16 protein-coding genes are annotated in these 21,967 nt (G+C 72.2%); 3 read left to right on the top strand and 13 right to left on the bottom strand.

Annotated elements, in window-relative coordinates; translation table 11 throughout:
* Positions 1-388: 388 nt before the first annotated feature.
* Both ACE101_RS08240 and ACE101_RS08235 read right to left on the bottom strand, forming a co-directional pair.
* Positions 389-802: a hypothetical protein gene (locus ACE101_RS08240; protein ID WP_379127782.1), complete on the bottom strand. Its 414-nt coding sequence runs from the start codon at positions 800-802 to the stop codon at positions 389-391.
* A gap of 753 nt (positions 803-1,555) precedes the next feature.
* Positions 1,556-3,775, bottom strand: a complete 2,220-nt coding sequence (locus ACE101_RS08235) for a ComEC/Rec2 family competence protein (RefSeq protein WP_379127779.1) — start codon at positions 3,773-3,775, stop codon at positions 1,556-1,558.
* Positions 3,776-3,914: 139 nt separating this feature from the next.
* Here ACE101_RS08235 and gltX point away from each other — a divergent pair, with 139 nt between their 5' ends.
* Both gltX and gltA read left to right on the top strand, forming a co-directional pair.
* Complete coding sequence (gltX, locus tag ACE101_RS08230) at positions 3,915-5,336, top strand: glutamate--tRNA ligase (RefSeq protein WP_379138540.1); 1,422 nt, start codon at positions 3,915-3,917, stop codon at positions 5,334-5,336.
* A gap of 267 nt (positions 5,337-5,603) precedes the next feature.
* Positions 5,604-6,896, top strand: coding sequence for a citrate synthase (gene gltA, locus ACE101_RS08225; RefSeq protein ID WP_379127776.1), 1,293 nt, complete (start codon positions 5,604-5,606; stop codon positions 6,894-6,896).
* A 141-nt stretch (positions 6,897-7,037) separates the two neighbouring features.
* On the opposite strand, the gene lpxB is transcribed toward gltA, so the two are convergent.
* The 8 genes from lpxB to dxr all read right to left on the bottom strand — a co-directional run bounded on the left by lpxB (position 7,038) and on the right by dxr (position 17,137).
* Entirely contained in the window at positions 7,038-8,273 is a 1,236-nt protein-coding gene (lpxB, locus tag ACE101_RS08220) for a lipid-A-disaccharide synthase (RefSeq protein ID WP_379127773.1), read from the bottom strand.
* Entirely contained in the window at positions 8,270-9,115 is an 846-nt protein-coding gene (locus tag ACE101_RS08215; protein ID WP_379127770.1) for an LpxI family protein, read from the bottom strand. Before ACE101_RS08215 ends, lpxB begins: the two co-directional genes overlap by 4 nt.
* A gap of 10 nt (positions 9,116-9,125) precedes the next feature.
* Positions 9,126-9,953, bottom strand: a complete 828-nt coding sequence (gene lpxA / locus ACE101_RS08210) for an acyl-ACP--UDP-N-acetylglucosamine O-acyltransferase (protein ID WP_379127768.1) — start codon at positions 9,951-9,953, stop codon at positions 9,126-9,128.
* On the bottom strand, positions 9,950-10,414 hold the full coding sequence (gene fabZ, locus ACE101_RS08205) for a 3-hydroxyacyl-ACP dehydratase FabZ (protein ID WP_379127766.1): 465 nt from the start codon (positions 10,412-10,414) through the stop codon (positions 9,950-9,952). The genes lpxA and fabZ overlap by 4 nt, the downstream gene beginning before the upstream one ends.
* A 130-nt stretch (positions 10,415-10,544) precedes the next feature.
* Positions 10,545-11,603, bottom strand: a complete 1,059-nt coding sequence (gene lpxD, locus ACE101_RS08200; protein ID WP_379127763.1) for a UDP-3-O-(3-hydroxymyristoyl)glucosamine N-acyltransferase — start codon at positions 11,601-11,603, stop codon at positions 10,545-10,547.
* Between the two features lie 150 nt (positions 11,604-11,753).
* Positions 11,754-14,288, bottom strand: a complete 2,535-nt coding sequence (gene bamA / locus ACE101_RS08195; protein WP_379127760.1) for an outer membrane protein assembly factor BamA — start codon at positions 14,286-14,288, stop codon at positions 11,754-11,756.
* A gap of 356 nt (positions 14,289-14,644) precedes the next feature.
* Positions 14,645-15,805, bottom strand: a complete 1,161-nt coding sequence (gene rseP, locus ACE101_RS08190) for an RIP metalloprotease RseP (RefSeq protein WP_379127757.1) — start codon at positions 15,803-15,805, stop codon at positions 14,645-14,647.
* A gap of 168 nt (positions 15,806-15,973) precedes the next feature.
* The gene (gene dxr, locus ACE101_RS08185) at positions 15,974-17,137 is read right to left on the bottom strand and encodes a 1-deoxy-D-xylulose-5-phosphate reductoisomerase (protein ID WP_379127755.1); all 1,164 of its coding nucleotides are present in this window, start codon (positions 17,135-17,137) and stop codon (positions 15,974-15,976) included.
* Positions 17,138-17,451: 314 nt separating this feature from the next.
* Between dxr and ACE101_RS08180 the strand changes: the two genes are divergently transcribed.
* A complete protein-coding gene (locus tag ACE101_RS08180) occupies positions 17,452-19,449 on the top strand; it encodes a methyl-accepting chemotaxis protein (RefSeq protein ID WP_379127752.1) in 1,998 nt (665 codons plus the stop codon).
* Between the two features lie 157 nt (positions 19,450-19,606).
* Here the strand turns inward: ACE101_RS08180 and ACE101_RS08175 are convergent, their stop codons facing one another.
* The 3 genes from ACE101_RS08175 to frr form a co-directional block, all read right to left on the bottom strand.
* Positions 19,607-20,482 carry a phosphatidate cytidylyltransferase gene (locus tag ACE101_RS08175; protein WP_379127749.1) on the bottom strand — a complete coding sequence of 292 codons (876 nt, stop codon included), beginning with the start codon at positions 20,480-20,482 and terminating at the stop codon, positions 19,607-19,609.
* Positions 20,482-21,255 carry an isoprenyl transferase gene (locus tag ACE101_RS08170; RefSeq protein WP_379127746.1) on the bottom strand — a complete coding sequence of 258 codons (774 nt, stop codon included), beginning with the start codon at positions 21,253-21,255 and terminating at the stop codon, positions 20,482-20,484. The genes ACE101_RS08175 and ACE101_RS08170 overlap by 1 nt, the downstream gene beginning before the upstream one ends.
* Positions 21,256-21,364: 109 nt before the next feature.
* Positions 21,365-21,928, bottom strand: a complete 564-nt coding sequence (gene frr / locus ACE101_RS08165) for a ribosome recycling factor (protein WP_379127743.1) — start codon at positions 21,926-21,928, stop codon at positions 21,365-21,367.
* Positions 21,929-21,967: the final 39 nt, after the last annotated feature.

Raw genomic sequence — 21,967 nt, 5'->3', positions numbered from 1 at the left:
ACCGTATCACGAGCCCGCGCGGCGCCTGAGCGAGGCCGGTTTCCGCATCGCGAAGCGATCATCCGGAAACCGTATGAGGCCGCACCCGCCGGATGCGGGCGAGGTGCTGCCCGATCGCGGCCGGGTTGCGACAGCGCTTCACTCGACGGCTTCGCCAACTCTCCGCGCCAGCTCTCTGATCGTGCTCATCCGCAGGGAGAGACGCCGCGCGGCGCATCCATTCGCCGCTCCGCCACGGCCCGCCTCTCCCACCCGGGAGAGGGGATCCCGCGCCCGGATCGGAACTTGCGAGCCGGATCCGTCAGGACGATCGGCAAGGCCGCCGCGGCCGTCATCCGAAGGTCGACGCAGCCGCGGCGCCCAACTCATGCAGGTCCGCCCGAGGCCCTCAGCCCCGGCCGTAAGGATAGCAGCGCGTGCGGTCGAGCTCGCGGCCGAGATGGTGGCCGAGCGCGCGGATCGCTGCCGCGTGCGCGATGTAGGGGTCCTGGTTGCCGCTCCCGACGATGATCGGGCAGGCATCCTCGCGCAGCGGCACCATGGCGGTGGCAAGCCCCCCGCCCTCCGCGTCGCGGAGGGTGAAGAAGCGGGGCATCGTGCGCTCGACATGCCCCTTGAGGCCGATCTCCTGCTCGATGAAGGGGCCTGGCGGCGGCACGTAGGAGGCCCGCGCGCGCGCCTCCGCCTGCCGGAAATGCTTCTCGACGGCGTGCCCCATCAGGGCCGATTCGCGGATCGCCTCCGCCTCGGTCTCGATGCGGAACCAGGCCTTGCCGCCGTCGGCGTCGCAGACGAATTCCATCGCTCCCCCGCGGTGAAGGACCGCCCCCGGCGAGGGACGGCCCCTCCATGTTAACGCCCCTGCGCCGCGGCCCCAAACGGCACCGCGTCGCGGGGGGGACGCGGCGGCGCGCCTCCTTCACCTGCAGGGCGGCACGGCCGCTGTCGGTGATCTGCCAGATCGCGAAGGTCCCGCCGATATGCGGGCCGGCCTGCTCGCCCACGAAGAGCAGGTGGCCCTCGTTCTCCAGGGCGCAGAGCCGGCTGTGGTCGCCCGGCCAGGACCGGTCCGGGTCGCGTTTCACCGAGATGCGGCCCTCGGTGGTCTGGGCGGCCTTGCTAAGCAGGCGGCGTTCGTGATCGATCATCGCGTGTCCTCTCGCGCAAAGGGGATGGCGCGGGTGCTGGAGGCCCGCGCGCGATCCGGTCTGAGCGGCGCCGGGGCCGGCTCCCACGGCCTGCCCTCGACGCACAGGATGGAGAAGGGCTCCCCACGCCGATCCGGGTGCAGGGAGGCAGGCACCACGTTTTGTGGTGCGCACCACGATCGGTGGTGCAAATGGCCGATGCCGTCCGGACGGCCGCGCGACGGCCGCCGGTCGCGCGCTGGCTGCGGGCTCACGGTACGGTGAACGGAAGCTTAGCAGCTTGAGCCCGGGGAGCAACCCCGTGCGGCGGGCAGAGCCGTGCCGCGCCGCCGCCGGGCCAAGCTATGCCGTTGGCAGGCCGAGTGATTTTTGCAAGGGAAAAATCCCGGACACCGTCCCGAAACGGGTCACGGCTCCCATTCCGCCCCGTCGGGCTCGGTCGGCGGCACCGCTTCCGGCGGTGCAGGGGGCGGGGCCGAAGGCGGGAGCCGCCAGGCGGGGCGCTCGCCGGGGCGGCGCGCGGTGGTGACGGCCGGGCCCTCGGGGGCGAACCGCACCGTGGTGGCGCCGTGGGCGGCGAGGAAGGCGCGGTCGATGACGAGCCGCGCCGCGCAGGGCGCCGGCGCCACCGCGCGGGTGATGACGATGTCCGCCCGTGCGCAATCCGCCTCCAGGGCGCGCTTGTCCCGGGCGAGCGCCACGCGCCAGCCGTTCCGCGCCGTCGCGACGCAGCCGAGGGCGTCGCAGCGCTCGGCCCGGGCCAGATCGGGGTCGCCCCGGGAGCGGCCGTCGCCGTCCGCCTTCAGCCATTGCTCCAGGCCGAAGGCCGGCGGCCGGCCGAGGGTGGCGAGCCGCCCGTCCGCCACCCGCAGGGCCGCGCCCGCGCCCTCGCGGTCGACGTAGAGGTCCGGACGCCGGGGGTGGGCCGCGAGGGCGATGCCGGCGAGCACCGGTGCGAGGCCGAGCCAGCGCAGGCGCGAGGCGAACAGCGTCAGCGGGAGCAGGCCGAGGGTGAGGACGAGGAGCGCGCCGCTGCCGAAGGCCGGCAGCACCAGGGTCGCGTGGTCGAAGCCGCGGATCCAGGCGGAGATGTCGAGCATGCCGCGCACCGCGAGGCCCATCGCCCACCAGACCGGCCGGTCGAGGGCGAACGGATAGGCGAGGATGCCGAGCACGGCCGCCGGCATCACCACCACGGAGACGAGGGGCAGGGTCAGCGCGTTGCCGAGCACCCCGAAGGGCTGCACGGTCTGGAAGTGGTAGGTGGCGAAGGGCGCGGTGGCGACCTGCGCCACCAGGGTGGTGGCGAGCGTGCCCAGAAGGGCGCCCGCCGCCCAGCCCAGGGCCCGGCCGAGCGGGCCCGCTCCCTCCGCCCGGACCACGCGGCCGTCGAGGAGGCGCGCGCAGGCGATGAGCCCCGCCACCGCCGCGAAGGACATCTGGAAGCTCGGCCCGAGCAGCCCTTCGGGCTCGCGGGCGAGGGCGATCAGGGCCGCCAGCGCGAGGTTGCGCAGGCTGAGCGCCGGCCGGTCGACCAGGATCGCGCCGAGCATGATCAGGGTCATCACCAGCGAGCGCTCCGCCGCGATGTCCCAGCCGGAGAACACGCAATAGGCGGTCACTCCGACCATCGCGAGGCCGGCGGCGAACTTCTTGATCGGCCAGGATACGGCGAGGCCGGGGACCAGGGCGAGGAGCGCCCGGGCGATCCAGAACACCACGCCCGCCGCCAGCACCATGTGGAGGCCGGAGATCGAGACCACGTGGTAGATGCCCGCCGCCCGCAGGGTGTCGTTGGTGGTGGCATCGATGAGCCCCCGCTTGCCGGTGACGAGGGCCGCCGCGACGGCGCCCGCCTGGCCGCCATTGGCGTCGGTGATGCGCCGGGTGAGACCGTTGCGGGCATCGTCGATGGCGGCGGCGACCCGCATCGAGAGCGGCGGCGGCTCGGGGGGCGCCCGCACCGTGACGGCGCCGAGGAGCGAGCCCACCGCGCCGATCCCGCGGAAATAGGCGTCGCGGGCGAAATCGTAGCCGCCCGGCCGGGCAGGCTCCGGGGGCGGCAGCAGCCGCGCCTTGGCGGCGACGAAGTCGCCGGGCCGCAGGGGGGCGGCCCGGCGGTAGGAGACGCGCACCCGCGCCGGGCGCTCGGCCGGGGCGAGGTCCCCGAGGCGGTGCACCAGAACCACGATCCGCGCGCCCTCCTCGCGCTCGTCGAGGGATTCCACGAAGCCTTCGAGGGGAGCGATGGTGATGCGCGCGAGGACCGGGGCGGCGACGTCCGCGACCCGGAACGTCGCCGCCGCGAAGCCGAGGAACAGGGCGGCGAGGCCGAGCGCGGCGGCGCGGGCGCCCGGGCGGGCCCGGCAGGCCGCCGCCGCGCCGGCGCAGAGGCCGGCCGCCACCAGCGGCGCGGCGAGGGAGGGCCGGCCGTCGACGCCGGCGAAGAACAGCAGGATGCCCGCCCCGAAGGCGACCGCGAGCCAGGGGAAGAGCCGGCGCTGCGCCGCCTCCTCCGCGAGGCAGGCGGCCGCGCCGCTCCCGAGATGGAGGGCGAGGGCGCGCGGGGCGAGCCGGGCCGGCAGGCCCGCTCCCCGCACCGCGAGCCTTGCCTCTCCGCGCGTCATGGCTGGGTCCTATGGCGGGATCCTGCGGATTCCTTAACGCCCGGTCGCGCGCATGCTACAGGACGCCTCGTCGGCGGGTCGACCGGGCCTGTGTCTCCAGTCCGGCATCCGTCCCCACCTGAATGATCGGTTCTCGTTGCTGATGTCCTCCGTCGTCACGCGCTTCGCCCCGTCGCCCACGGGCTTCCTCCACATCGGCGGAGGCCGCACGGCGCTGTTCAACTGGCTCTATGCCCGCAAGGCCGGCGGCCGGATGCTGCTGCGCATCGAGGACACGGACCGCGAACGCTCGACGCAAGCCGCCATCGACGCGATCCTCGACAGCCTGTCCTGGCTCGGCCTCGATTGGGACGGGGATGTGATCTACCAGTTCGCCCGGGCCGCCCGGCACCGGGAGGTGGCCGAGAGCCTGCTCGCCGCGGGCAAGGCCTATCACTGCTACGCGACGCCGGAGGAACTCGCCGAGATGCGCGAGGCCGCCCGGCGCGAGGGCCGGCCCCTGCGCTACGACGGCCGCTGGCGCGACCGCGATCCCGCCGAGGCCCCCGCCGGGGTCAAGCCGGTGATCCGCCTGCGCGCGCCCACCGAGGGCGAGACCGTGGTGGAGGACGAGGTTCAGGGCCGGGTGGTCTGGCAGAACAAGGATCTCGACGACCTCGTGCTGCTGCGCTCGGACGGCACGCCCACCTACATGCTGGCCGTGGTGGTGGACGACCACGACATGGGCGTCACCCACGTCATCCGGGGCGACGACCACCTCACCAACGCGGCGCGCCAGACGCAGATCTACCAGGCGCTGGGCTGGAGCGTGCCGAGCATGTCCCACATCCCGCTCATCCACGGGCCGGACGGGGCGAAGCTCTCCAAGCGCCACGGGGCGCTCGGGGTCGATGCCTACCGGGATCTCGGCTACCTGCCGAGCGCGCTGCGCAACTACCTCGTGCGGCTGGGCTGGAGCCACGGCGACCAGGAGATCTTCTCCACCGAGGAGATGATCCGGGCCTTCGACCTCAAGCAGATCGGCCGCTCGCCGGCGCGCTTCGATTTCGCCAAGCTCGAGAACCTCAACGGCCACTACATCCGGTCGACCCCGGATGCGGAGCTGGTGGACGCCATCGCGGCGATCCTGCCGGTGCAGGGACCGCCGCGCGGGCTGCCGACGAGCCTCGATCCGGCCCTGCGCGCGCGCCTGCTCGCGGCGATGCCGGGACTGAAGGAGCGGGCCAAGACCCTGATCGAACTCCTCGACAGCGCCTATTACCTCTACGCCCCGCGCCCGCTCGCCCTCGACGAGAAGGCCACGGGGCTCCTCGGCAATGGCGGGCGCGAGCGCCTCGCCCGGGTGCTGCCGCGCCTGGAGGCCCTCACCGAGTGGAGCGCCGCCGCCACCGAGCAGGCGGTGCGCGACTTCGCGGAGGCCGCGGGCGTGAAGCTCGGGCAGGTGGCGCAGCCGCTCCGGGCCGCGCTCACCGGCCGGGCCACCTCGCCGGGCCTGTTCGACGTGATGGCGGTGCTCGGCCGCGAGGAGAGCCTGGGGCGCCTGCGCGATCAGGCGGCCTGATCGCGCACAAGCCCGTCCGGGCGGGGCCGGCCCCGCCCGAATCCCGGCTCGCCGCAGGCCGGCCCCGGGGGGACTATGAACAGAGCGTGAATTTTGTAACCCGGTTCGGGCGGTCCAGTTGAAGACGCAGCGTCGATCCGCTAACCCGGTCGGCGAGTGAGCACTTGCAGCAAAGCCCCCGCCGCAGCGCCCGCGCCCGCGAACCGCGCCGGGTTCCCGGCCCCGTGCCCCGACGCTCATTCCGTTGAAGAAAGGGTCCAAAACCCCATGAGCTTCCCCAACAGCACCCTCACGGTGAACGGCCGCCAGGTGGACCTGCCGCAGAAGGACGGCACGATCGGACCGAGCGTCGTCGACATCGGCAAGCTCTATGCCCAGACCGGGATGTTCACCTACGATCCCGGCTTCACCTCGACCGCCGCCTGCGAATCGAAGATCACCTACATCGACGGCGACGAGGGCATCCTCCTCTACCGCGGCTATCCGATCGAGCAGCTCGCCGAGCACGGCGACTTCCTGGAGACCTGCTACCTCCTGCTGTTCGGCGAGCTGCCGACCGCGGCCCAGAAGGCCGATTTCGACTACCGGGTCACGCGCCACACCATGGTGCACGACCAGATGAACCGGTTCTTCCAGGGCTTCCGCCGCGACGCCCACCCGATGGCCATCATGGTGGCCTGCGTCGGCGCCCTCTCGGCCTTCTACCACGACTCCACCGACATCTCGGACGAGAAGCAGCGCATGGTCGCCTCCATGCGCATGATCGCCAAGATGCCGACCCTGGCGGCGATGGCGTACAAGTACTCCATCGGCCAGCCCTTCGTGTACCCGAAGAACGACCTCGACTACACGTCGAACTTCCTGCGGATGTGCTTCGCGGTCCCGTGCGAGGAGTACCACGCCAATCCGGTGCTGGCGCGCGCCCTCGACCGCATCTTTATTCTGCACGCGGACCACGAGCAGAACGCCTCGACCTCGACGGTGCGTCTGGCGGGCTCCTCGGGCGCCAACCCCTTCGCCTGTATCGCGGCCGGCATCGCCTGCCTGTGGGGCCCCGCCCATGGCGGCGCCAACGAGGCGGCGCTGAAGATGCTGGAGGAGATCGGCCGTCCCGAACGCATCCCGGAATACATCGCCAAGGCCAAGGACAAGAACGATCCGTTCCGCCTGATGGGCTTCGGCCACCGGGTCTACAAGAACTACGACCCGCGCGCCCGCATCATGGCCAAGACCACCCACGAGGTGCTGGCCGAACTCGGCATCAAGGACGACCCGCTGCTCGACGTGGCCATCGAGCTGGAGCAGATCGCCCTCAAGGACGAGTACTTCGTCGAGAAGAAGCTCTACCCGAACATCGACTTCTACTCGGGCATCACCCTCAAGGCGATGGGCTTCCCGACCTCGATGTTCACGGTGCTGTTCGCGCTGGCCCGCACGGTGGGCTGGATCGCGCAATGGGCCGAGATGATCGAGGACCCGTCGCAGAAGATCGGCCGTCCGCGCCAGCTCTATGTCGGCCCGGCCAAGCGCGACTACGTGTCGATGTCCCAGCGGGGCTGACGGCACGACGCTGGCAAAGCCCCGCGCCCTCCCTCGGGCGCGGGGAATTTTCGGGACAATCCGCTGCGGATGCCGCCCGCGGCGCGAGGCGGGCAGGGAGGCCGATCGTCCGGTGCGGCGGTCGACGGCGTCTCCCGAGCCTCAGCCCTTCGCGCCGGCGGCCCGTGGGCCGCCATCCATGCGCAAGACGGCCTCGTCCCGGCGGGCGGCCGCCAGCACGATGCGCGCGGCGCTGCGGCTCGGGTCGTCCCCGTCCGGCAGCCGCATGGCGGCGTCGAGCCGCCGCAGCGCCCGGTCCTGCGCCTCCCGGGCCGCACCGCCCGCGACGAGCGGGCCGAGGGCGGCGGCGAGGCGGTCCGGCCGGCAATCGGCCTGGATGAGTTCGGGAATCGCGTTCTCGCCCAGGATCAGGTTCGGCAGCACGATCGTCGGCACCTGGATCAGGCGGCGGACGATCACCTCCTCGATCTTCGGCACCTGATAGGCCACCACCATCGGCACGCCCGCGAGCGCGAGTTCGAGCGTCACCGTGCCGGAGGCGGCGAGCGCCGCCCTTGCCCGGCGGAAGGTCGCGAGCTTGTCCGCCTCGCCCTCGACGAGGCGCACCGGGACCGGCCACGCGGCGGCGAGCTGCCCGATCAGCGCCCGGTGGCGCGTCACCGCCGGCAGTTCCACGGTGAAGCGGGCGCCCTCCGCCCGCAACCGCCCGAGCGTCGCCCCGAAGACCGGCATCAGCCGCTCGATCTCCGAGCGGCGCGAGCCCGGCAGTACGGCGAGCGCCGGCTCCTCCGCCTCGCGCAGCCGCGCCTCCCCGGCATCCGGGCGCAGCTCGGCGAGGCGCTCGATCAGCGGGTGGCCCACATAGGTGCAGGCGGGGCCGCCGAGGCGGCGATGCGCCTCCGGCTCGAAGGGCAAGAGCGCCAGCACGTGGTCGATATAGGCCCGCATGCTCTTCGCCCGCCACGGCCGCCACGCCCAGACGCTCGGGCTCACGTAGTCGACGACGGGCAGGCCGGGCAGGCGCTTGCGCACCCGGCTCGCCACCGCGTGGGTGAAGCCGGGACTGTCGATGATCACCAGCACGTCGGGCCGGGCCGCCACGCAGGCCTGCACGGTCTCGCGGATGCGCCGCATCAGCAGCCGCAGGCGGGCCGCCACCGCGAGGTAGCCCATCACCGCCACGTCCTCGAGAGGAAACAGCGAGGGCAGGCCCGCCGCCGCCATGGCGTCGCCGCCGACCCCGGCGAGCGTGAGCGGCCCGGAATGGGCGCCGCGCAGGGAGCGGATCAGCTTGGCGCCGAGCTGGTCGCCGGATTCCTCGCCGGCCACGAGCCAGATGCTGAGCGGAGTGCCGCCGGGCCATCGGGATTCGGTCACGCGGCGGCCTCCAGGCCGAGGAGGAAGAGGCCGAGCCGGTCGGCGAGGGCGGCGGTCTCGGGCGCGTCGAGGATCAGGGTGTCGCCCGCCCCGACCGCGATCCCGGCGCAGCCCGCCGCCGCCGCGGCCCGCACGGTGCGCGGGCCCACCGCCGGCAGGTCCACCCGCAGGTCCTGCCCGGTCTTGGCGAGCTTCACGAGCACGAGGCCGGCGGGCGGGCGCCCGAGGCCGAGGGGCCGCCGGGCGAGGCCGCGCGCTCGGGCCAGCATGCGGTCGGTGCCCTCCGGGCCCTCGATCGCCAGCACGCGCCGGTTCGCCGCCACGGCCGCCTGCCCGACATCGTGGACCGCGAGGCTGGCGAGCAGCGCCCGCCCGGCGGCGATCGAGGCCTCGGCCGCCGCGTCCGGGCGGCGGGAACCGAGGAGGCCGGTCTTCGCCATCAGGTCGGGGGCGAGTTCGTGCACGCCGAGGATGTGATGGCCGTGCTCTTCGAGCAGCGCCAGCACGCCGCGCAGCAGGTGGTCGTCCCCTCCCTGCGCGAGGGAGCGCAGCTCGTCGCGGTTGCGCAGGGCCGCGAGCGTGTTGAGGAGGGCCGCCGGGCTCGGCCGGGCTACCGCGCCGGCCAGCGTCACCCCGGAGGGATGCCACGCATCGAGCCGCGCCAGCGCCCCGCGCACGTCGAGGAGGTCCACGGTGGCGTGGGCGCGCCGCCGCGTGGCCGGATCCGCGAAGCCGCGGATCGCCAGGATGCGGAAGGGGCGCCCCGCCGCTTCGAGGGCCGCCGCGACGAGGAGCGGGAGACGTCCCGCCCCGGCCACGATCGCCACGGTGCCGCCGGCCATCGCGCTGACCTCAGGCCGGTCCGGGCGTCTCGCGCGGCGTGCAGACCGAGCGCTTGCCGCCCTGGCGGATGAAGGCGAGGATTTCCTGGACGATGGGATGCGTCTCGAATTCCGCCGCCACGTCCTCGACGCGCTCCATCAAGGTGCCCTCCTGGGCGAAGAGCAGCCGGTAGGCCCGGCGCAGGGCGTGGATGTCCTCGCGCGAGAAGCCGCGGCGCTGCAGGCCGATGATGTTGAGCCCCGACAGGTAGGCCCGGTTGCCGAGCGCCATGCCGTAGGGAATGAGGTCGTTCTCCAGCCCCGAGAGGCCGCCCACGAAGGCGTGCGCGCCGACCCGGGCGAACTGGATCACGGCCGCGCCACCGCCCAGGATCGCGTAGTCGCCGACGCTGCAATGGCCCGCCAGCATCACGTTGTTCGAGAACACGACGTTGTTGCCGATGCGGCAATCGTGCCCAACATGGCTGTTGGCCAGGAAGGCGCAGCGGTCGCCGACCACCGTCTCCAGGCCGCCGCCCGCGGTGCCCGGGTTCATGGTCACGCCCTCGCGGATCAGGCAATCCGCGCCGATCACCAGGGTCGAGGGCTCGCCGCGATACTTGAGGTCCTGCGGCGGATGGCCGATCGAAGCGAAGGGAAAGATCCGGGTGCGCGCGCCGATGCGGGTGCGGCCCGCCACCACCGCGTGGCTGACGAGTTCGACGCCGTCGCCGAGGCTCGCCTCCGGCCCGACGTGACAGAACGGCCCGATCCGCACGCCCGCGCCCAGCACGGCGCCGTCCTCGACCACCGCGCTCGGATGGATCCGGGTCTCGGCCGGGTCCGCCGGCGTCGTCATTCGGTCACCAGCATGGCGCCGATCTCGGCTTCCGCCACCAGCGCCCCGTTGACCTTGGCCTCGCCGCGGAACCACCACATGAAGCGACGGTTGCTCATCTTCTTCATGTGATACTCGACGGTGTCGCCCGGCACGACCGGCTTGCGGAACTTCACCTTGTCGATGGTCATCAGGTAGACGCGGTTCGGCTTGGTGTCCTGCGAGAGCCGGTGGGCGCAGCAGATCGCGCCCGCGGTCTGGGCCATGCCCTCGACGAGCAGCACGCCGGGGAAGACCGGCATGGCCGGGAAATGCCCGGTGAATTGCGGCTCGTTGATGGTGACGTTCTTGATGCCGATGCAGCTCTCGTCGCCGTTGATCGCGGTGATGCGGTCGACCAGCAGGAACGGATAGCGATGGGGCAGAAGCTCCATCACCCGCATGATGTCGGCCGTGCCCAGTTCGGTGGGCGTTTCGGTCATCGCGTCAGGCTCCATGCACGGCCCGGAGGGGCAGAGGGTGTCGCCGGCCGGCGCAGGGACCGGTCGTCATCTCGTCTTTGGCGAGACGGGGGGCCGATGCAAGGGATTTGCGGCAGCACGGCGGCGGTGGCTACTCGGCCGTCTCTTCCGCGCCGCGCTCGCGGGCGGCGATCCGCTTGAGGGTGGTCATCTCGCGGAACCACTCGCGGACGGGCTTGGCCGGGGTGCCGCCCCAGCGGGCGCCCGGGGGCACGTCCTTGTTGATGTTGCTGGAGCCCGCGATCTGCGCACCCATGCCGATGCGCAGGTGGCCGACGACGCCGACCTGCCCGCCCAGCACCACGTAATCCTCGAGCGTGGTCGAGCCGGAGATGCCGACCTGCGCGACGATCACGCAGTGGCGCCCGATGACGACGTTGTGGGCGATCTGCACGAGATTGTCGATCTTGGTGCCCTCGCCGACGATGGTGTCGCGACTGGCGCCCCGGTCGATGGTGGTGTTGGCGCCGATCTCGACATCGTCCTGGATGATCACCCGGCCGACCTGCGGCACCTTGAGGTGCCCGCCCGCCCCCATGGCGAAGCCGAAGCCGTCCTGGCCGATCCGCGCGCCGCCATGGATGATGACCCGGTTGCCGATCAGCGCGTGCAGCAGCGAGGCGCCGGGGCCGACCGCGCAGTGCCGCCCGATCCGCGTGCCCGGGCCGATCACCGCGCCCGCCGCCAGCACGGTCCCGGTGCCGATCTCGGCCCCCGGCCCGATCACCACGCCGGGATCGACCACCACGCCCGGCTCCAGGCGGGCCTCCGGATGCACGAAGGAGCCCGGCGAGACCCCGGTCGCCCCGAACAGGGAGGCCGGGCGCGCGGCGCTCGGGACAAGGCGGGCCAGCACCTTGGCGAAGCCCCGGTAGGGCTGGGGCGTGACGAGGGCGAGCGTGCCCTCCGGCACCCGGGCGGCGAAGCGCGGGGAGACGAGGCAGGCCCGGGCCCGCGACTGCCCGAGGGCCTCGGCGTATTTCGCGTTGTCCATGTAGGCGAGATCCTCCGGGCCCGCGCTCTCCAGGGGCGCGGTGCCGCGGATCGCGAGGTCCGGATCGGCGCCCTCGGGCAGGGTCGCGCCCGCGAGGGTCGCGACCTCGCTCAGGGCGATCGGGCCGGCGGAGGGGAAGAAGACCGGGTCGGACATGCTCGGCGCTCGCGGGACCTGCGGCGGGCCGGGACGAGCCCGCCGCCGCCTGGATGGGCGCCCGACCTAACCGCTCGTGGGGGAGGGGACAAACGAAAAAAGCCGGCTCCGTGAGGAGCCGGCCTTGAAGATCCCGCGAGGGTCGCGCCGTCAGAAGCGCGAGCCGCCCGAGAAGCGGAAGGCCTGGGTCTGATCCTTGCCGACCTTGCCCAGATAGGTGCCGTCCGTGGCGAAGACCTTGGTGCCCTCGTCGCGGCTGAGCGCGTAGGCGTAGTCGAACCGGATCGGACCGAGCGGCGAGTTCCAGAGGATCGAGGCGCCGACCGAGGAGCGGATCGTCGGCTTGTCGCGCACGTTCACGCATTCCGGCTCGACGCCGACCGTGAAGGTGTTGAAGCTGCAGCCGCCGGGACCGAAGCCGTTGATGATGCTGTCGCCGTTCACGTCGAAGGCGCGCTTGGACTTGTAGCCGAACAGCGTGCCGGCATCGGCGAAGACGGCGCCCTTCAGGCCGATGTCGCGCGGCAGGCCCCAGATCGGGAACTGCACCTCGACCGTACCGCCCACATAGGTGGTGCCGCCGAGCGCGTTCGAGCGGGAATCCTGCGAACCGACGTCGCGCGGGCCGATGCCGTTCGGGGCGAAGCCGCGCACCAGCGACGGGCCGAGGAAGAACTGGTCGGTGATCCGCAGGCTGTTGCCCTCGGTCGGCATGATGTGGCCGCCCTGGACCTTCACGAAGCCGACGACGTCCTCCCACAGCTCCTTGTAGTAGCGGGCCTCGCCGGTGACGCGGAAGAACTTCGAGTCGCCGCCGAGACCGGCGAATTCGGGCTTCAGCTCGCCGTAGAAGCCGTTGCGGGGCAGCTGCAGGTTGTCGAGGGTCGAGTAGGCGAGGGTGACGCCGGCGAGCGACGTCAGCGTCGAGCCGACCGATTCCTTGAGCGCGATCGATGCCTCGCCGTCATAGGCGCAGTTCGGATACTTGGCGAGGCCGCTGACATTCTGCCCACCGATGACCGTGCCGGCCGGCCAAGTCTCGGTGTAGCCCGGGATCGGCACCGAGCAGTCGTTGTAGGGCCGCTTGAGGGTGTTCGGGATCTTCAGGTCGGTGTTGTAGATCGAGTAGCGCAGCGTCAGGCCGAACTCCTCGGTGATCGGCAGACCGAGGCGGAGCTGGCCGCCGGTCACGTCGGTCACGTAGCGCGAGTAGCGGGTCAGGTCGCTGTACTTGCTGAAGACGTCGAAGCCCGCCGCCAGCCGGTAGCCGAGGAAGTAGGGCTCGGTGAAGGAGAAGTCGACGCCGCGGGTGTACTGGCCCGCCGAGACGCCGAGGCGCACGTACTGGCCGCGGCCGAGGAAGTTCGACTCGGAGACCGAGACCTCGCCGATGACGCCGTCGGCCGTCGAGTAGCCGCCCGCTACCGAGAAGGAGCCGGTGGGTTGATCCTCGACGTCGATGTTGACGACGACGCGGTCGGGGGCGGAGCCGGGCTCGTTCGAGAAGCGGACCTTCTTGAAGAAGCCGAGGCCGTTCAGGCGCCGCTCGGCCCGGTCGACGAGGACGCGGTTGTAGGCGTCGCCCTCGGAGAAATCGAGCTCGCGCCGCACCACGTAGTCGCGGGTGCGGGTGTTGCCGCGGACGTTGACGCGCTCGATGTAGACGCGCGGGCCGTCCTCGACGATGAAGCCGAGCGACACGGTGCCGGAGGCGCGGTCGCGCTCGCCGGTCGGGCGCACCTGCGCGAAGGGATAGCCGCGGCGGGCGACCTCGGTGGTCACGCCCGTCAGCGTCTTCTCCACGTCCTCGGCGTTGTAGACGTCGCCGACCTCGGTGCGGATCTCGCCGCGCAGGGTGCCGCCGTCGACGCCGCCGAGCCGCGAATCCACCGCCACCGCGCCGACGCGGTACTGGCGGCCTTCCTCGACCGTGACGGTGATGATCCAGCCGCCCGCGCCCTCGTCGAAGCGCGCATCCGCGGACACGATCCGGAAGTCGGCATAGCCGTTCTTCAGGTAGTAGCGGCGCACGAGGTCGAGGTCGTTGGCGATCCGGTCGGGATCGTAGACGTCCGAGGTCTTGATGAAGCTGAGGAGATTCATCTCCGTCGAGCTCATCAGATCCCGGAGCCGGCTCTCGGAATAGGCCTCGTTGCCGACGAAGTGGATCTCCTTGATGCCGGTCTTGTCGCCCTCATCGATGACGTAGATCACGTCGACGCTGCCGTTGGGCAGGTCGACCGTGCGGTACGTCACCTTGGCGAGACCGCGGCCGGAGCGGCGATAGACCTCGCGGATCCGCTCGACGTCGGACTGGATGAGGGTCGGGTTGAAGCCGGCCCGGGACTTCGCCTCGACGATGCTCTCGAGGGTGGACTTCTCGACCTTCTTGTTCCCCTCGAAGACGACGCGGTTGATCGTGTTGTTCTCGCGCACCGTCACGACCGTGCGGCCGCCGCTCTGCGCGACGCGCACGTCCGAGAACATGCCGCTGGCGATCAGGTTGCGCCGGGCCTCCTCGGGCGAGACGCCCGTCACGTAGGACCGAACCGTGTCGGCATCGACGCGGCTGTTGCCCTGCACGACGACCTGCTGCGCCTGGGCGCTACCCGCGACCAGGCCGGCAGCCACCACGATGGCGCCAGTGGCCGACACGCGCGCGCGCTTCCCTGTCATCGACATCATCAATAGGCCCGTCTCATTATTATCGGTCCGGGTTCGCACCCGCGGGTCTCCGAGACCCTCGCGAGAGGGGGCGGCGACCATCTGGTCCTCGCCCGCTTCTACTGAGAATCCCCCACGAAGCAAACGCCAAGCTCGCGGCAGGTGGGGATTTTGGGGGGACGTGGCCTTCCTGTCACGGGCTCCGCCCAGGCTTTTCACAGGGCAGGGTGAGCAAGCCCTGAAGGAGCACGATCGTGCGCAGGCCCAGATCGGGATTCCGGCAAGAGAATGCAGCGGATCCGGACGGTTTTATGTCCGGACCCGTTCGGGAAGGCTGAACCCGATCGCTCGAATTGACTGTATCCGGCGGGCGGGATTCAGGTCCCGCGGGTCCAGGAGGCGCCGATCTGCACGATGTCGTTCCAGGTGGCGAACAGCATCAGCATCAGCACGAGGGCGAGGCCGATGCGGAAGCCGATCTCCTGAGCGCGCTCGCTGAGCGGCCGCCCGCGCAGGATCTCGATCGCGTAGAACATCAGATGGCCGCCATCGAGGAGCGGCACCGGGAACAGGTTGATCAATCCGATCGACACCGAGAGCACCGCGATCAGGCCGACCACGGCGGCGAGGCCGCCGACCTTGGCGGCCTGCCCCGAGACGCGGGCGATGCCCATCGGGCCGGAGAGCTGGTCGGCGGATTCGCGGCCGGTGACGAGCTTGCCGATGTAGTCGAAGGTGCGCTCGACCACGTAATAGGTCTCGGCGGTGCCGATGCGCAGGGAATCGAGGGCGTCGTAGCGCACGAGCTTCACGTCGGCGGCGTCGCGCGGGCCCTGGATGCCGAGGCGGCCCAGGCGATGGGTGCCGAAGGGCGTCTTCTCCTGCACCGTATCGGGCACGGCCTCGATCGTCGCCGGCGCGCCGCCGCGGTCGACCCGGATGACCAGGCGCTCGCCCCCGCTCCCCGAGACGATGCGCTGCATGTCGGCGAAGTTCGTCACCGCCCTGCCGTTGATGGCCTGCACCACGTCGCCGACCTGGAAGCCGGCCCGCTCGGCGGCGCTGCCCGCCTGCACGCCGGAGACGCGCGGGGCCACCTCGTGGCGCCCGACCGCGTAGATCGAGCCCGCGAAGACCGCGATGGCGAGGAGGAAGTTGGCGATGGGTCCGGCCGCCACGATGGCGATGCGCTTCCAGACGTTCTGGGTGTGGAAGCTCACCGCGCGCTCGGCCGCGCTCATCCGCGCGATGCTGTCGGGATCCGGCACGCTGGCGCCGTTCTGGTCGCCGACGAATTTCACGTAGCCGCCGAGGGGGATGGCCGAGAGCTTCCAGCGGGTGCCGTGCCGGTCGGTGAAACCGGCGAGTTCGGGCCCGAAGCCGATCGAGAAGCTCGTCACCCCGACGCCGCACCAGCGGCCGACCAGGAAGTGGCCGAGTTCGTGGATGAAGACCACCACGGTCAGCACGAACAGGAACGACGGCACGATATAGAGCAGACTGCCGGTCGTCTCGGTCAGGGTGCTGAGAAAGGTCATGCGCGGTCTCGTCCGGCGAAAGCCGGTTCCTCTCGGGCGCCGCGGTCCGGCCGCAGGACGCCATCCGACAGTCATAGCGCGGGCCCGCGCCCGATGACAGGGCGCGGAGGTGGGGCCATCCGTCCCGCGGTCAGGTTCGGTTAACTCTGGCCTCAGGTCGCTCCGGCCTCAGGCGGCGAGCGCCCGGGTGCTCCAGCGCCGCACCTCGTCGTCCATGGCGAGCGCCTCCTCGACATCGGCGGGGGCGTCGGGGAAGCGGGGCGCGAAGGCCTCGCAGGCCCGCTCGACCAGGGCGGCGATGTCGTAGAAGCCGATCCGCCCGGCGATGAAGGCGGCGACCGCGATCTCGTTCGCCGCGTTCATCACGGTCGGCTGCGCACCGCCCGCCGCCAGCGCCGCCTTGGCGATGCGCAGGCAGGGGAAGCGCTCCTCGTCCGGCCGCTCGAAGGTGAGGCTGCCGGTGGCGGCGAGATCGACCGGGCGGCCGCGCGCGACGCTGAGCCGCTCGCCGATGCCGAGGCAATGGGCGATCGGCACCCGCATGTCCGGCATGGCGAGCCCGGCCGTCACCGCCCCGTCGCGCCAGGTGACGAGGCCGTGGACGATGGATTGCGGATGCACCACCACGTCGAGCCGGCCCGCATCGATGGCGAAGAGGTGATGCGCCTCGATCAGTTCGAGGCCCTTGTTCATCAGGGTCGCCGAATCGATGTTGATCTTCATCCCCATCGACCAGGTCGGATGCGCGGCGGCCTCGGCCGCGCTCGCCGCCGCGATCCGCTCGCGCGGCGCGGTGCGGAACGGCCCGCCCGAGGCCGTGATGGTCATGCGGGTGATGTCGTCGATGCGGCCCTCGCCGATGGCCTGGGCGAGGGCGTTGTGCTCGGAATCCATCGGCAGGATGCGGGCGCCGTGGCGCTCGGCGTCGCGCATGAAGGCGTCGCCCGCGCAGACGAGGCTCTCCTTGTTGGCGAGCGCCACCGTGCGCCCGAGGCGGATCGCCGCGTGGGTGGGGGCGAGGCCCGCCGCCCCGCTCACCGCCGCGACGACGAGATCCGCCTCCCGGCTGGCCGCCTCGATCACCGCCCCGGGTCCGGCCCCGCAGGCGATGCCGCTGCCCGCGAGCGCGTCCCGCAAAGCCGGACCGCCATCCGGATCGGCGATCGCCGCGAATTCGGCGCCGAGTTCGCGCGCGACGCGGGCCAGCGCCGCGGCGTCCCTGCCCCCGGCGACGGCCGCCACCCGGAAGCGGTCGCGGTGCTGCTCGAGGAGGTCGGCGGTGGAGCGCCCGATGGAGCCGGTGGCTCCGAGCACGGTGACGGTGCACGTCAAAGTCGAGAATCCTCGTTGTTCGTGCCCAGCCATATCCAAGCCGGGGGGCGATGGGCAATCCGTCCGGCCCCGGCGCGAGCGCCCACCCGCCCGGCATGCCCTGCCTGCGGAACGGGCACCGCGCCTCAGTTCTGGGCACGATCACGCAGGTCTTTTCACGCTCCTTCCGCAGCATCCGAAAGGCTTCGATGGCCGTGAGGGCGGCACGACCGGCTGTCGTTTCAGTTTATCACCGAAATAACCCTCGCGAACTAACGATATGTTAGGTGTCGTGCTGTGTCATGCCGGGCCGTGCTAGCCACGGACACGCCATGATGAGAATCGGAATTCGCGCTCGCCTCTACGCCGGCTTCGGTGGCTTGGTTCTCCTCGCCGCGGGTCTGGGCGGGTTCGCGCTGACCCAGCAGGCCTCCATCACCGCGCAGTTCGAGCAGCGGGCGGGATTCGACCGCCGCGCGGCGATCGTCGCGGATGCCGACCGGCAGGCGAGCCGCCTCGCCGGCCTGTCCGAGATCTACCGGAGCACCTGGAGCCCCGAGACGGTCGCCGAAATGGAGGAGGTCCGCCGCGCCACCGAGGCGATCGCCGAGACGATGCTCGTCGAGACCAATCTGGCCGAGGGGCGGCCGATCTACCAGCGCATGCGGGACGAGGCCCGGGCGCTCGAAGGCGATCTGAAGCGCCTCGCGGCGGCCGGGGCCTCCATCCTCTCGGAGCGGGCGCTGCTGTTCAAGGGCGGGGACGACCTCACCCGGGCGACCGACGGGCTCCTCGGCGAGATCCGGGCGCACGGCGAGGAGGCGCAGATCGCCCAGGGCGCGCTCGTCGAAGCCGCGGTGCTCCTGACCCGCGTGGCGAACTGGCGCTACCTCGCCACGCTCGATGCCAAGGGGCCGTCCACCTTCGCGATCCATTCCGGCAAGGCCAAGCTCGCCCTGCGCAGCCTGCGCGCCCGCGATCCGGAGCGGCGGTTCGCCGAGCCGATCAAGGCGGTGGAGGAGGCGCTCGGCACCTATGTGGCGGCCTTCCAGGCGACGACCGGCGCGCTGGCCGAAGCCGGCGGCGTGTACGAGACCGGCATCAAGCCGCGGACGGCCGCCATCTCGGCCGGGGCGCGGGAGGCCATCGGCAAGAGCCGGCAGGCCGCCGCGGGCCTCGCGGAGCAGACGGCGTCGGTGGTGTCCTTCGCCCGCTCAGTCCAGATCGCCATGATCGCCGCGGCCGTCCTCCTCGGGGCGGCCTTCGCGATGCTGATCGCGCGCAGCATCATCGGCCCGGTCTCCGGCATGACGGCCGCGATGCGCCGGCTGGCGGAGGGCGACACCGCGGTCGAAGTGCCGTCGCAGGAGGCCACCGACGAGATCGGCCGGATGGCCCGGGCGGTCGAGGTCTTCCGTCAGAACGCCCTCGCGCGCATCGCCCTCGAAGCCGCGCAGGCCGAGCAGCAATCCGCCCGCCAGCGCCGGGCGGACCGGGTCGACCAGCTGGTGCGCGGCTTCCAGCAGACCGTCGCCCGCTCCCTCGACATCGTCACCTCGGCGGCGACCGAGCTCGACGCCACCGCCCGGTCGATGACGAGCGTGGCCGATACCACCAGCCATCAGGCCGCCGCCTCGAGCGCCGCCGCGGCGGAGACGGCGGCCAATGTCCGCACCGTCGCCACGGCCGCCGAGGAGATGGTCTCGTCCCTCCGCGAGATCGAGCGGCAGGTGGTGCGCTCGAACGAGGTCGCGAACACGGCGGCGGGCGAGGCCGCGGCCACCGACGCGGCGATGACCAGCCTCGGCGAGGCGGCGGAGCGCATCGGCACGGCGGTGACGATGATCTCCTCGATCGCCGGCCAGACGAACCTGCTGGCGCTCAACGCGACGATCGAGGCGGCCCGGGCCGGCGAGGCGGGCCGGGGCTTCGCCGTGGTGGCGGCCGAGGTCAAGGAACTCGCCACCCAGACCGCCAAGGCCACCGACGAGATCGCCGGCCAGATCGCCGCGATCCAGGCGGCGACGGGTCAGGCGACCGCGGCGATCCGGCAGATCGGCGGCACCATCGTCTCCGTCAACGAGATCACCGGGGCGATCGCCGAGACGGTGGCGCAGCAGACGGCGGCGACGAACGAGATCTCCCGCAACGCCAGCGAGGCGGCCCGCGGCACGGTGGATGTCTCGGCGAACGTGGCCCGCGTGCTGAGTTCCGCGGGCGAGACCGGCAGCGCCGCCGGGCAGGTCCTGTCCGCGGCGGCCGAACTCGCCACCCAGTCGCTCACGGTGAAGCAGGAGGTGGACCGGTTCCTCGCCGAGATCCAGGCGGCGTGACGGGCGCGGCGGCCGGGATTGCCCCCCGGCCGCCCGCTCGGGCCCGGATCAGCCGGGGCGACGGCCGGCGGGGCCCGCCAAACCGGCGGCGCCTGCCTGCGCGAAGCGCTCGATACGAGGATTATGTGGGGGCTGCCGAGAGCCGCCGACCAGGCGCTCAGAACCCGGCGGCGAGCAGGAGCCCGGCGAGCAGGGCGGCGGCGAAGAAGCCGTCGAGGCGGTCCATCACCCCGCCGTGGCCGGGGATCAGGCGGCCCGAATCCTTCGCGCCGTAGGCCCGCTTGAGGGCGGATTCGGCGAGGTCGCCGCCCTGACTCAGCACGGAGCCGAGGGCGGAGAGGAGGAGGGCGGGGCCCACCGGCAGGCTCTGCGCCGCACCGAGATGCGTGGCGCCCGCCGCCACGGCGCCGCCGACGAGGGTCGCGCCGAGGAGGCCCCCGCCGAAGCCCGACCACGTCTTCTTCGGGCTCACCGCCGGCCACAGCTTGGGGCCGCCGAGGGTGCGTCCGGTGAAGTAGGCGGCGATGTCGGTGGTCCAGACCACGCCGAACAGCCAGAGCGGGCCGGCGAGCCCGATGCGGGGATCGTCCCGCAGCAGCACCGGCACCAGGGCGACCACCGCCGCGCAGCCGAGGCTCAAGGGAGCCCAGAGCCGCCCCGCCCGGGGCCGGGCCAGGAGCGCCAGCAGGATTGCGCCGCCGAGGCCGAGGCCCAGGAGCGGCAGCACCGGATAGGCGAGGCGCGCCCCCGCGACGAGGCCCGCCAGCACCAGCCCGGCGAGCGCGAGGAGGAGCCGGTGCGGCCCCGTGCGGGTGATGGCGAGCCACTCGCCCACCACCGCGAGCCCGGCCGCGAGCCAGATCAGCGCGAAGAGCCAACCGCCGGTGAGGGTCGCCGCCAGGACGAGCAGGCCCAGCACCACGCCGGACACCGCCCGCATCCCGAGTTCGCTCGCCGGCCAGGGCCGGCGCCGCTCCGGCGGGGCATGCCGCCCGGGTGGGGCGGAGACGGGGGCGTCCCCGCGCGGCGCCATCAGCTGACCTGCACGCTGAGCCCGCCGAAGCGGCGCTCGCGGCTCCGGTACTCGCCGACCGCCGCCGCGAAGGCGGCGTGATCGAAGTCCGGCCACAGGTCGGGGATGAACACGAATTCCGAGTAGGCGGTCTGCCAGGTGAGGAAGTTCGACACCCGCTGCTCGCCCGAGGTGCGGATCACGAGGTCCGGATCGGGGATGTCGTGGGTGTCGAGGGCGGTGCCCACCGCGGCGAGGTCGATGGCCTCGGGGGCGAGGCGCCCCTCCTGCACCGCCCGGGCCAGCGCCTGCACGGCGCGGACGATCTCCTGGCGCCCGCCGTAATTGAACGCGACCACGAGGGTGAGCCGCGTGTTCTGCGCGGTGCGTTCCTCGGCCTCGCGCAAGAGGGCGGCGATGTCGTCGGCGAGTCCCCGCCGCTCGCCGATGATGCGCACCCGCACGCCGTTGGCGTGCAGGTCGGCGAGGTCGCGGCGCACGAAGAGCTTGAGCAGCCCCATCAGGTCTGCGACCTCGGCGGCGGGCCGGCGCCAGTTCTCCGAGGAGAAGCTGTAGACCGTGAGGTATTGCACGCCGAGGTCGATGGCCGCGCGCACCGCCCGGCGCACCGCCTCGACGCCCCGGCGGTGTCCCTCCGCCCGCGGCAGCCCGCGGCGGGCGGCCCAGCGCCCGTTGCCGTCCATGATGATGGCGACATGCGCGGGAATCCCGCGCTCGGAGCCGGCGGCGCTGGCCGCGCCCGCGAGGAGTGCCGTCTTGCTGTCGCCCGCCATTCCGGCCCCAAACCTGCGCGCGGGCCTCAGGGCCCGCGCTGCTCTCGACTCTGAAGAATCTTGCGACTCCGAAGAATCTTGCACTCCCGAAGAATCATGCCGATCCGGGTCAGACCTGCATGATCTCCTTTTCCTTCGCTGCCAAGGTCTGATCCACCTCGGCGATGTGTTGATCGGTGATCTTCTGCACCTGATCCGCCTGGCGCTTCTCGTCGTCCTGACTGATGGCGCCGTCCTTCTCCAGCCTCTTGAGCAGGTCGAGCCCGTCGCGGCGCACGTGGCGCACGGCGACGCGGGCCTCCTCGGCGTATTTATGCGCGACCTTGACCATCTCCTTGCGGCGCTGCTCGTTCATCTCGGGGATGCGCAGCCGGATGGTCTGGCCCTCGGTCATCGGGTTGAGGCCGAGGTCGGATTCGCGGATCGCCTTCTCGACGGCGCTCACCATGCCGCGGTCCCAGACCGCGACGCTGAGGAGCCGGGGCTCGGGCACGCTGATCGTCGCGACCTGGGTCATCGGCATCGCGGCGCCGTAGGCCTCGACCTGGATCGGGTCGAGCAGGGTGGGGCTCGCCCGACCGGTCCGCAGCGAGCCGAGGTCGTGTTTGAGCGAATTCACCGCGCCCTGCATGCGGCGCTTGAGGTCGGCGAGATCGAAGGTGGGGGTGGCCATTCCTGCTCTTCCCGAGACGGACCATGCGTCGGGGGGACG

The sequence above is a fragment of the Methylobacterium carpenticola genome (genome assembly GCF_042748905.1).
GTDB lineage: Bacteria > Pseudomonadota > Alphaproteobacteria > Rhizobiales > Beijerinckiaceae > Methylobacterium > Methylobacterium carpenticola.
Note: the sequence above shows the minus strand (reverse complement) of the source record. Positions and strands in the feature narration are given on the sequence as shown.

Excerpts from the sequence above, each read along its gene's own strand:
- ACE101_RS08170 (WP_379127746.1), bottom strand. The coding sequence starts at position 21,255 with ATGGCGGGCGACAGCAAGACGGCACTCCTCGCGGGCGCGGCCAGCGCC.
- ACE101_RS08180 (WP_379127752.1), top strand. The coding sequence starts at position 17,452 with ATGAGAATCGGAATTCGCGCTCGCCTCTACGCCGGCTTCGGTGGCTTG.
- ACE101_RS08175 (WP_379127749.1), bottom strand. The coding sequence starts at position 20,482 with ATGGCGCCGCGCGGGGACGCCCCCGTCTCCGCCCCACCCGGGCGGCAT.
- gltA (WP_379127776.1), top strand. The coding sequence starts at position 5,604 with ATGAGCTTCCCCAACAGCACCCTCACGGTGAACGGCCGCCAGGTGGAC.
- lpxD (WP_379127763.1), bottom strand. The coding sequence starts at position 11,603 with ATGTCCGACCCGGTCTTCTTCCCCTCCGCCGGCCCGATCGCCCTGAGC.
- ACE101_RS08215 (WP_379127770.1), bottom strand. The coding sequence starts at position 9,115 with ATGGCCGGCGGCACCGTGGCGATCGTGGCCGGGGCGGGACGTCTCCCG.
- ACE101_RS08235 (WP_379127779.1), bottom strand. The coding sequence starts at position 3,775 with ATGACGCGCGGAGAGGCAAGGCTCGCGGTGCGGGGAGCGGGCCTGCCG.
- ACE101_RS08240 (WP_379127782.1), bottom strand. The coding sequence starts at position 802 with ATGGAATTCGTCTGCGACGCCGACGGCGGCAAGGCCTGGTTCCGCATC.
- fabZ (WP_379127766.1), bottom strand. The coding sequence starts at position 10,414 with ATGACCGAAACGCCCACCGAACTGGGCACGGCCGACATCATGCGGGTG.
- rseP (WP_379127757.1), bottom strand. The coding sequence starts at position 15,805 with ATGACCTTTCTCAGCACCCTGACCGAGACGACCGGCAGTCTGCTCTAT.
- frr (WP_379127743.1), bottom strand. The coding sequence starts at position 21,928 with ATGGCCACCCCCACCTTCGATCTCGCCGACCTCAAGCGCCGCATGCAG.
- lpxA (WP_379127768.1), bottom strand. The coding sequence starts at position 9,953 with ATGACGACGCCGGCGGACCCGGCCGAGACCCGGATCCATCCGAGCGCG.
- bamA (WP_379127760.1), bottom strand. The coding sequence starts at position 14,288 with ATGATGTCGATGACAGGGAAGCGCGCGCGCGTGTCGGCCACTGGCGCC.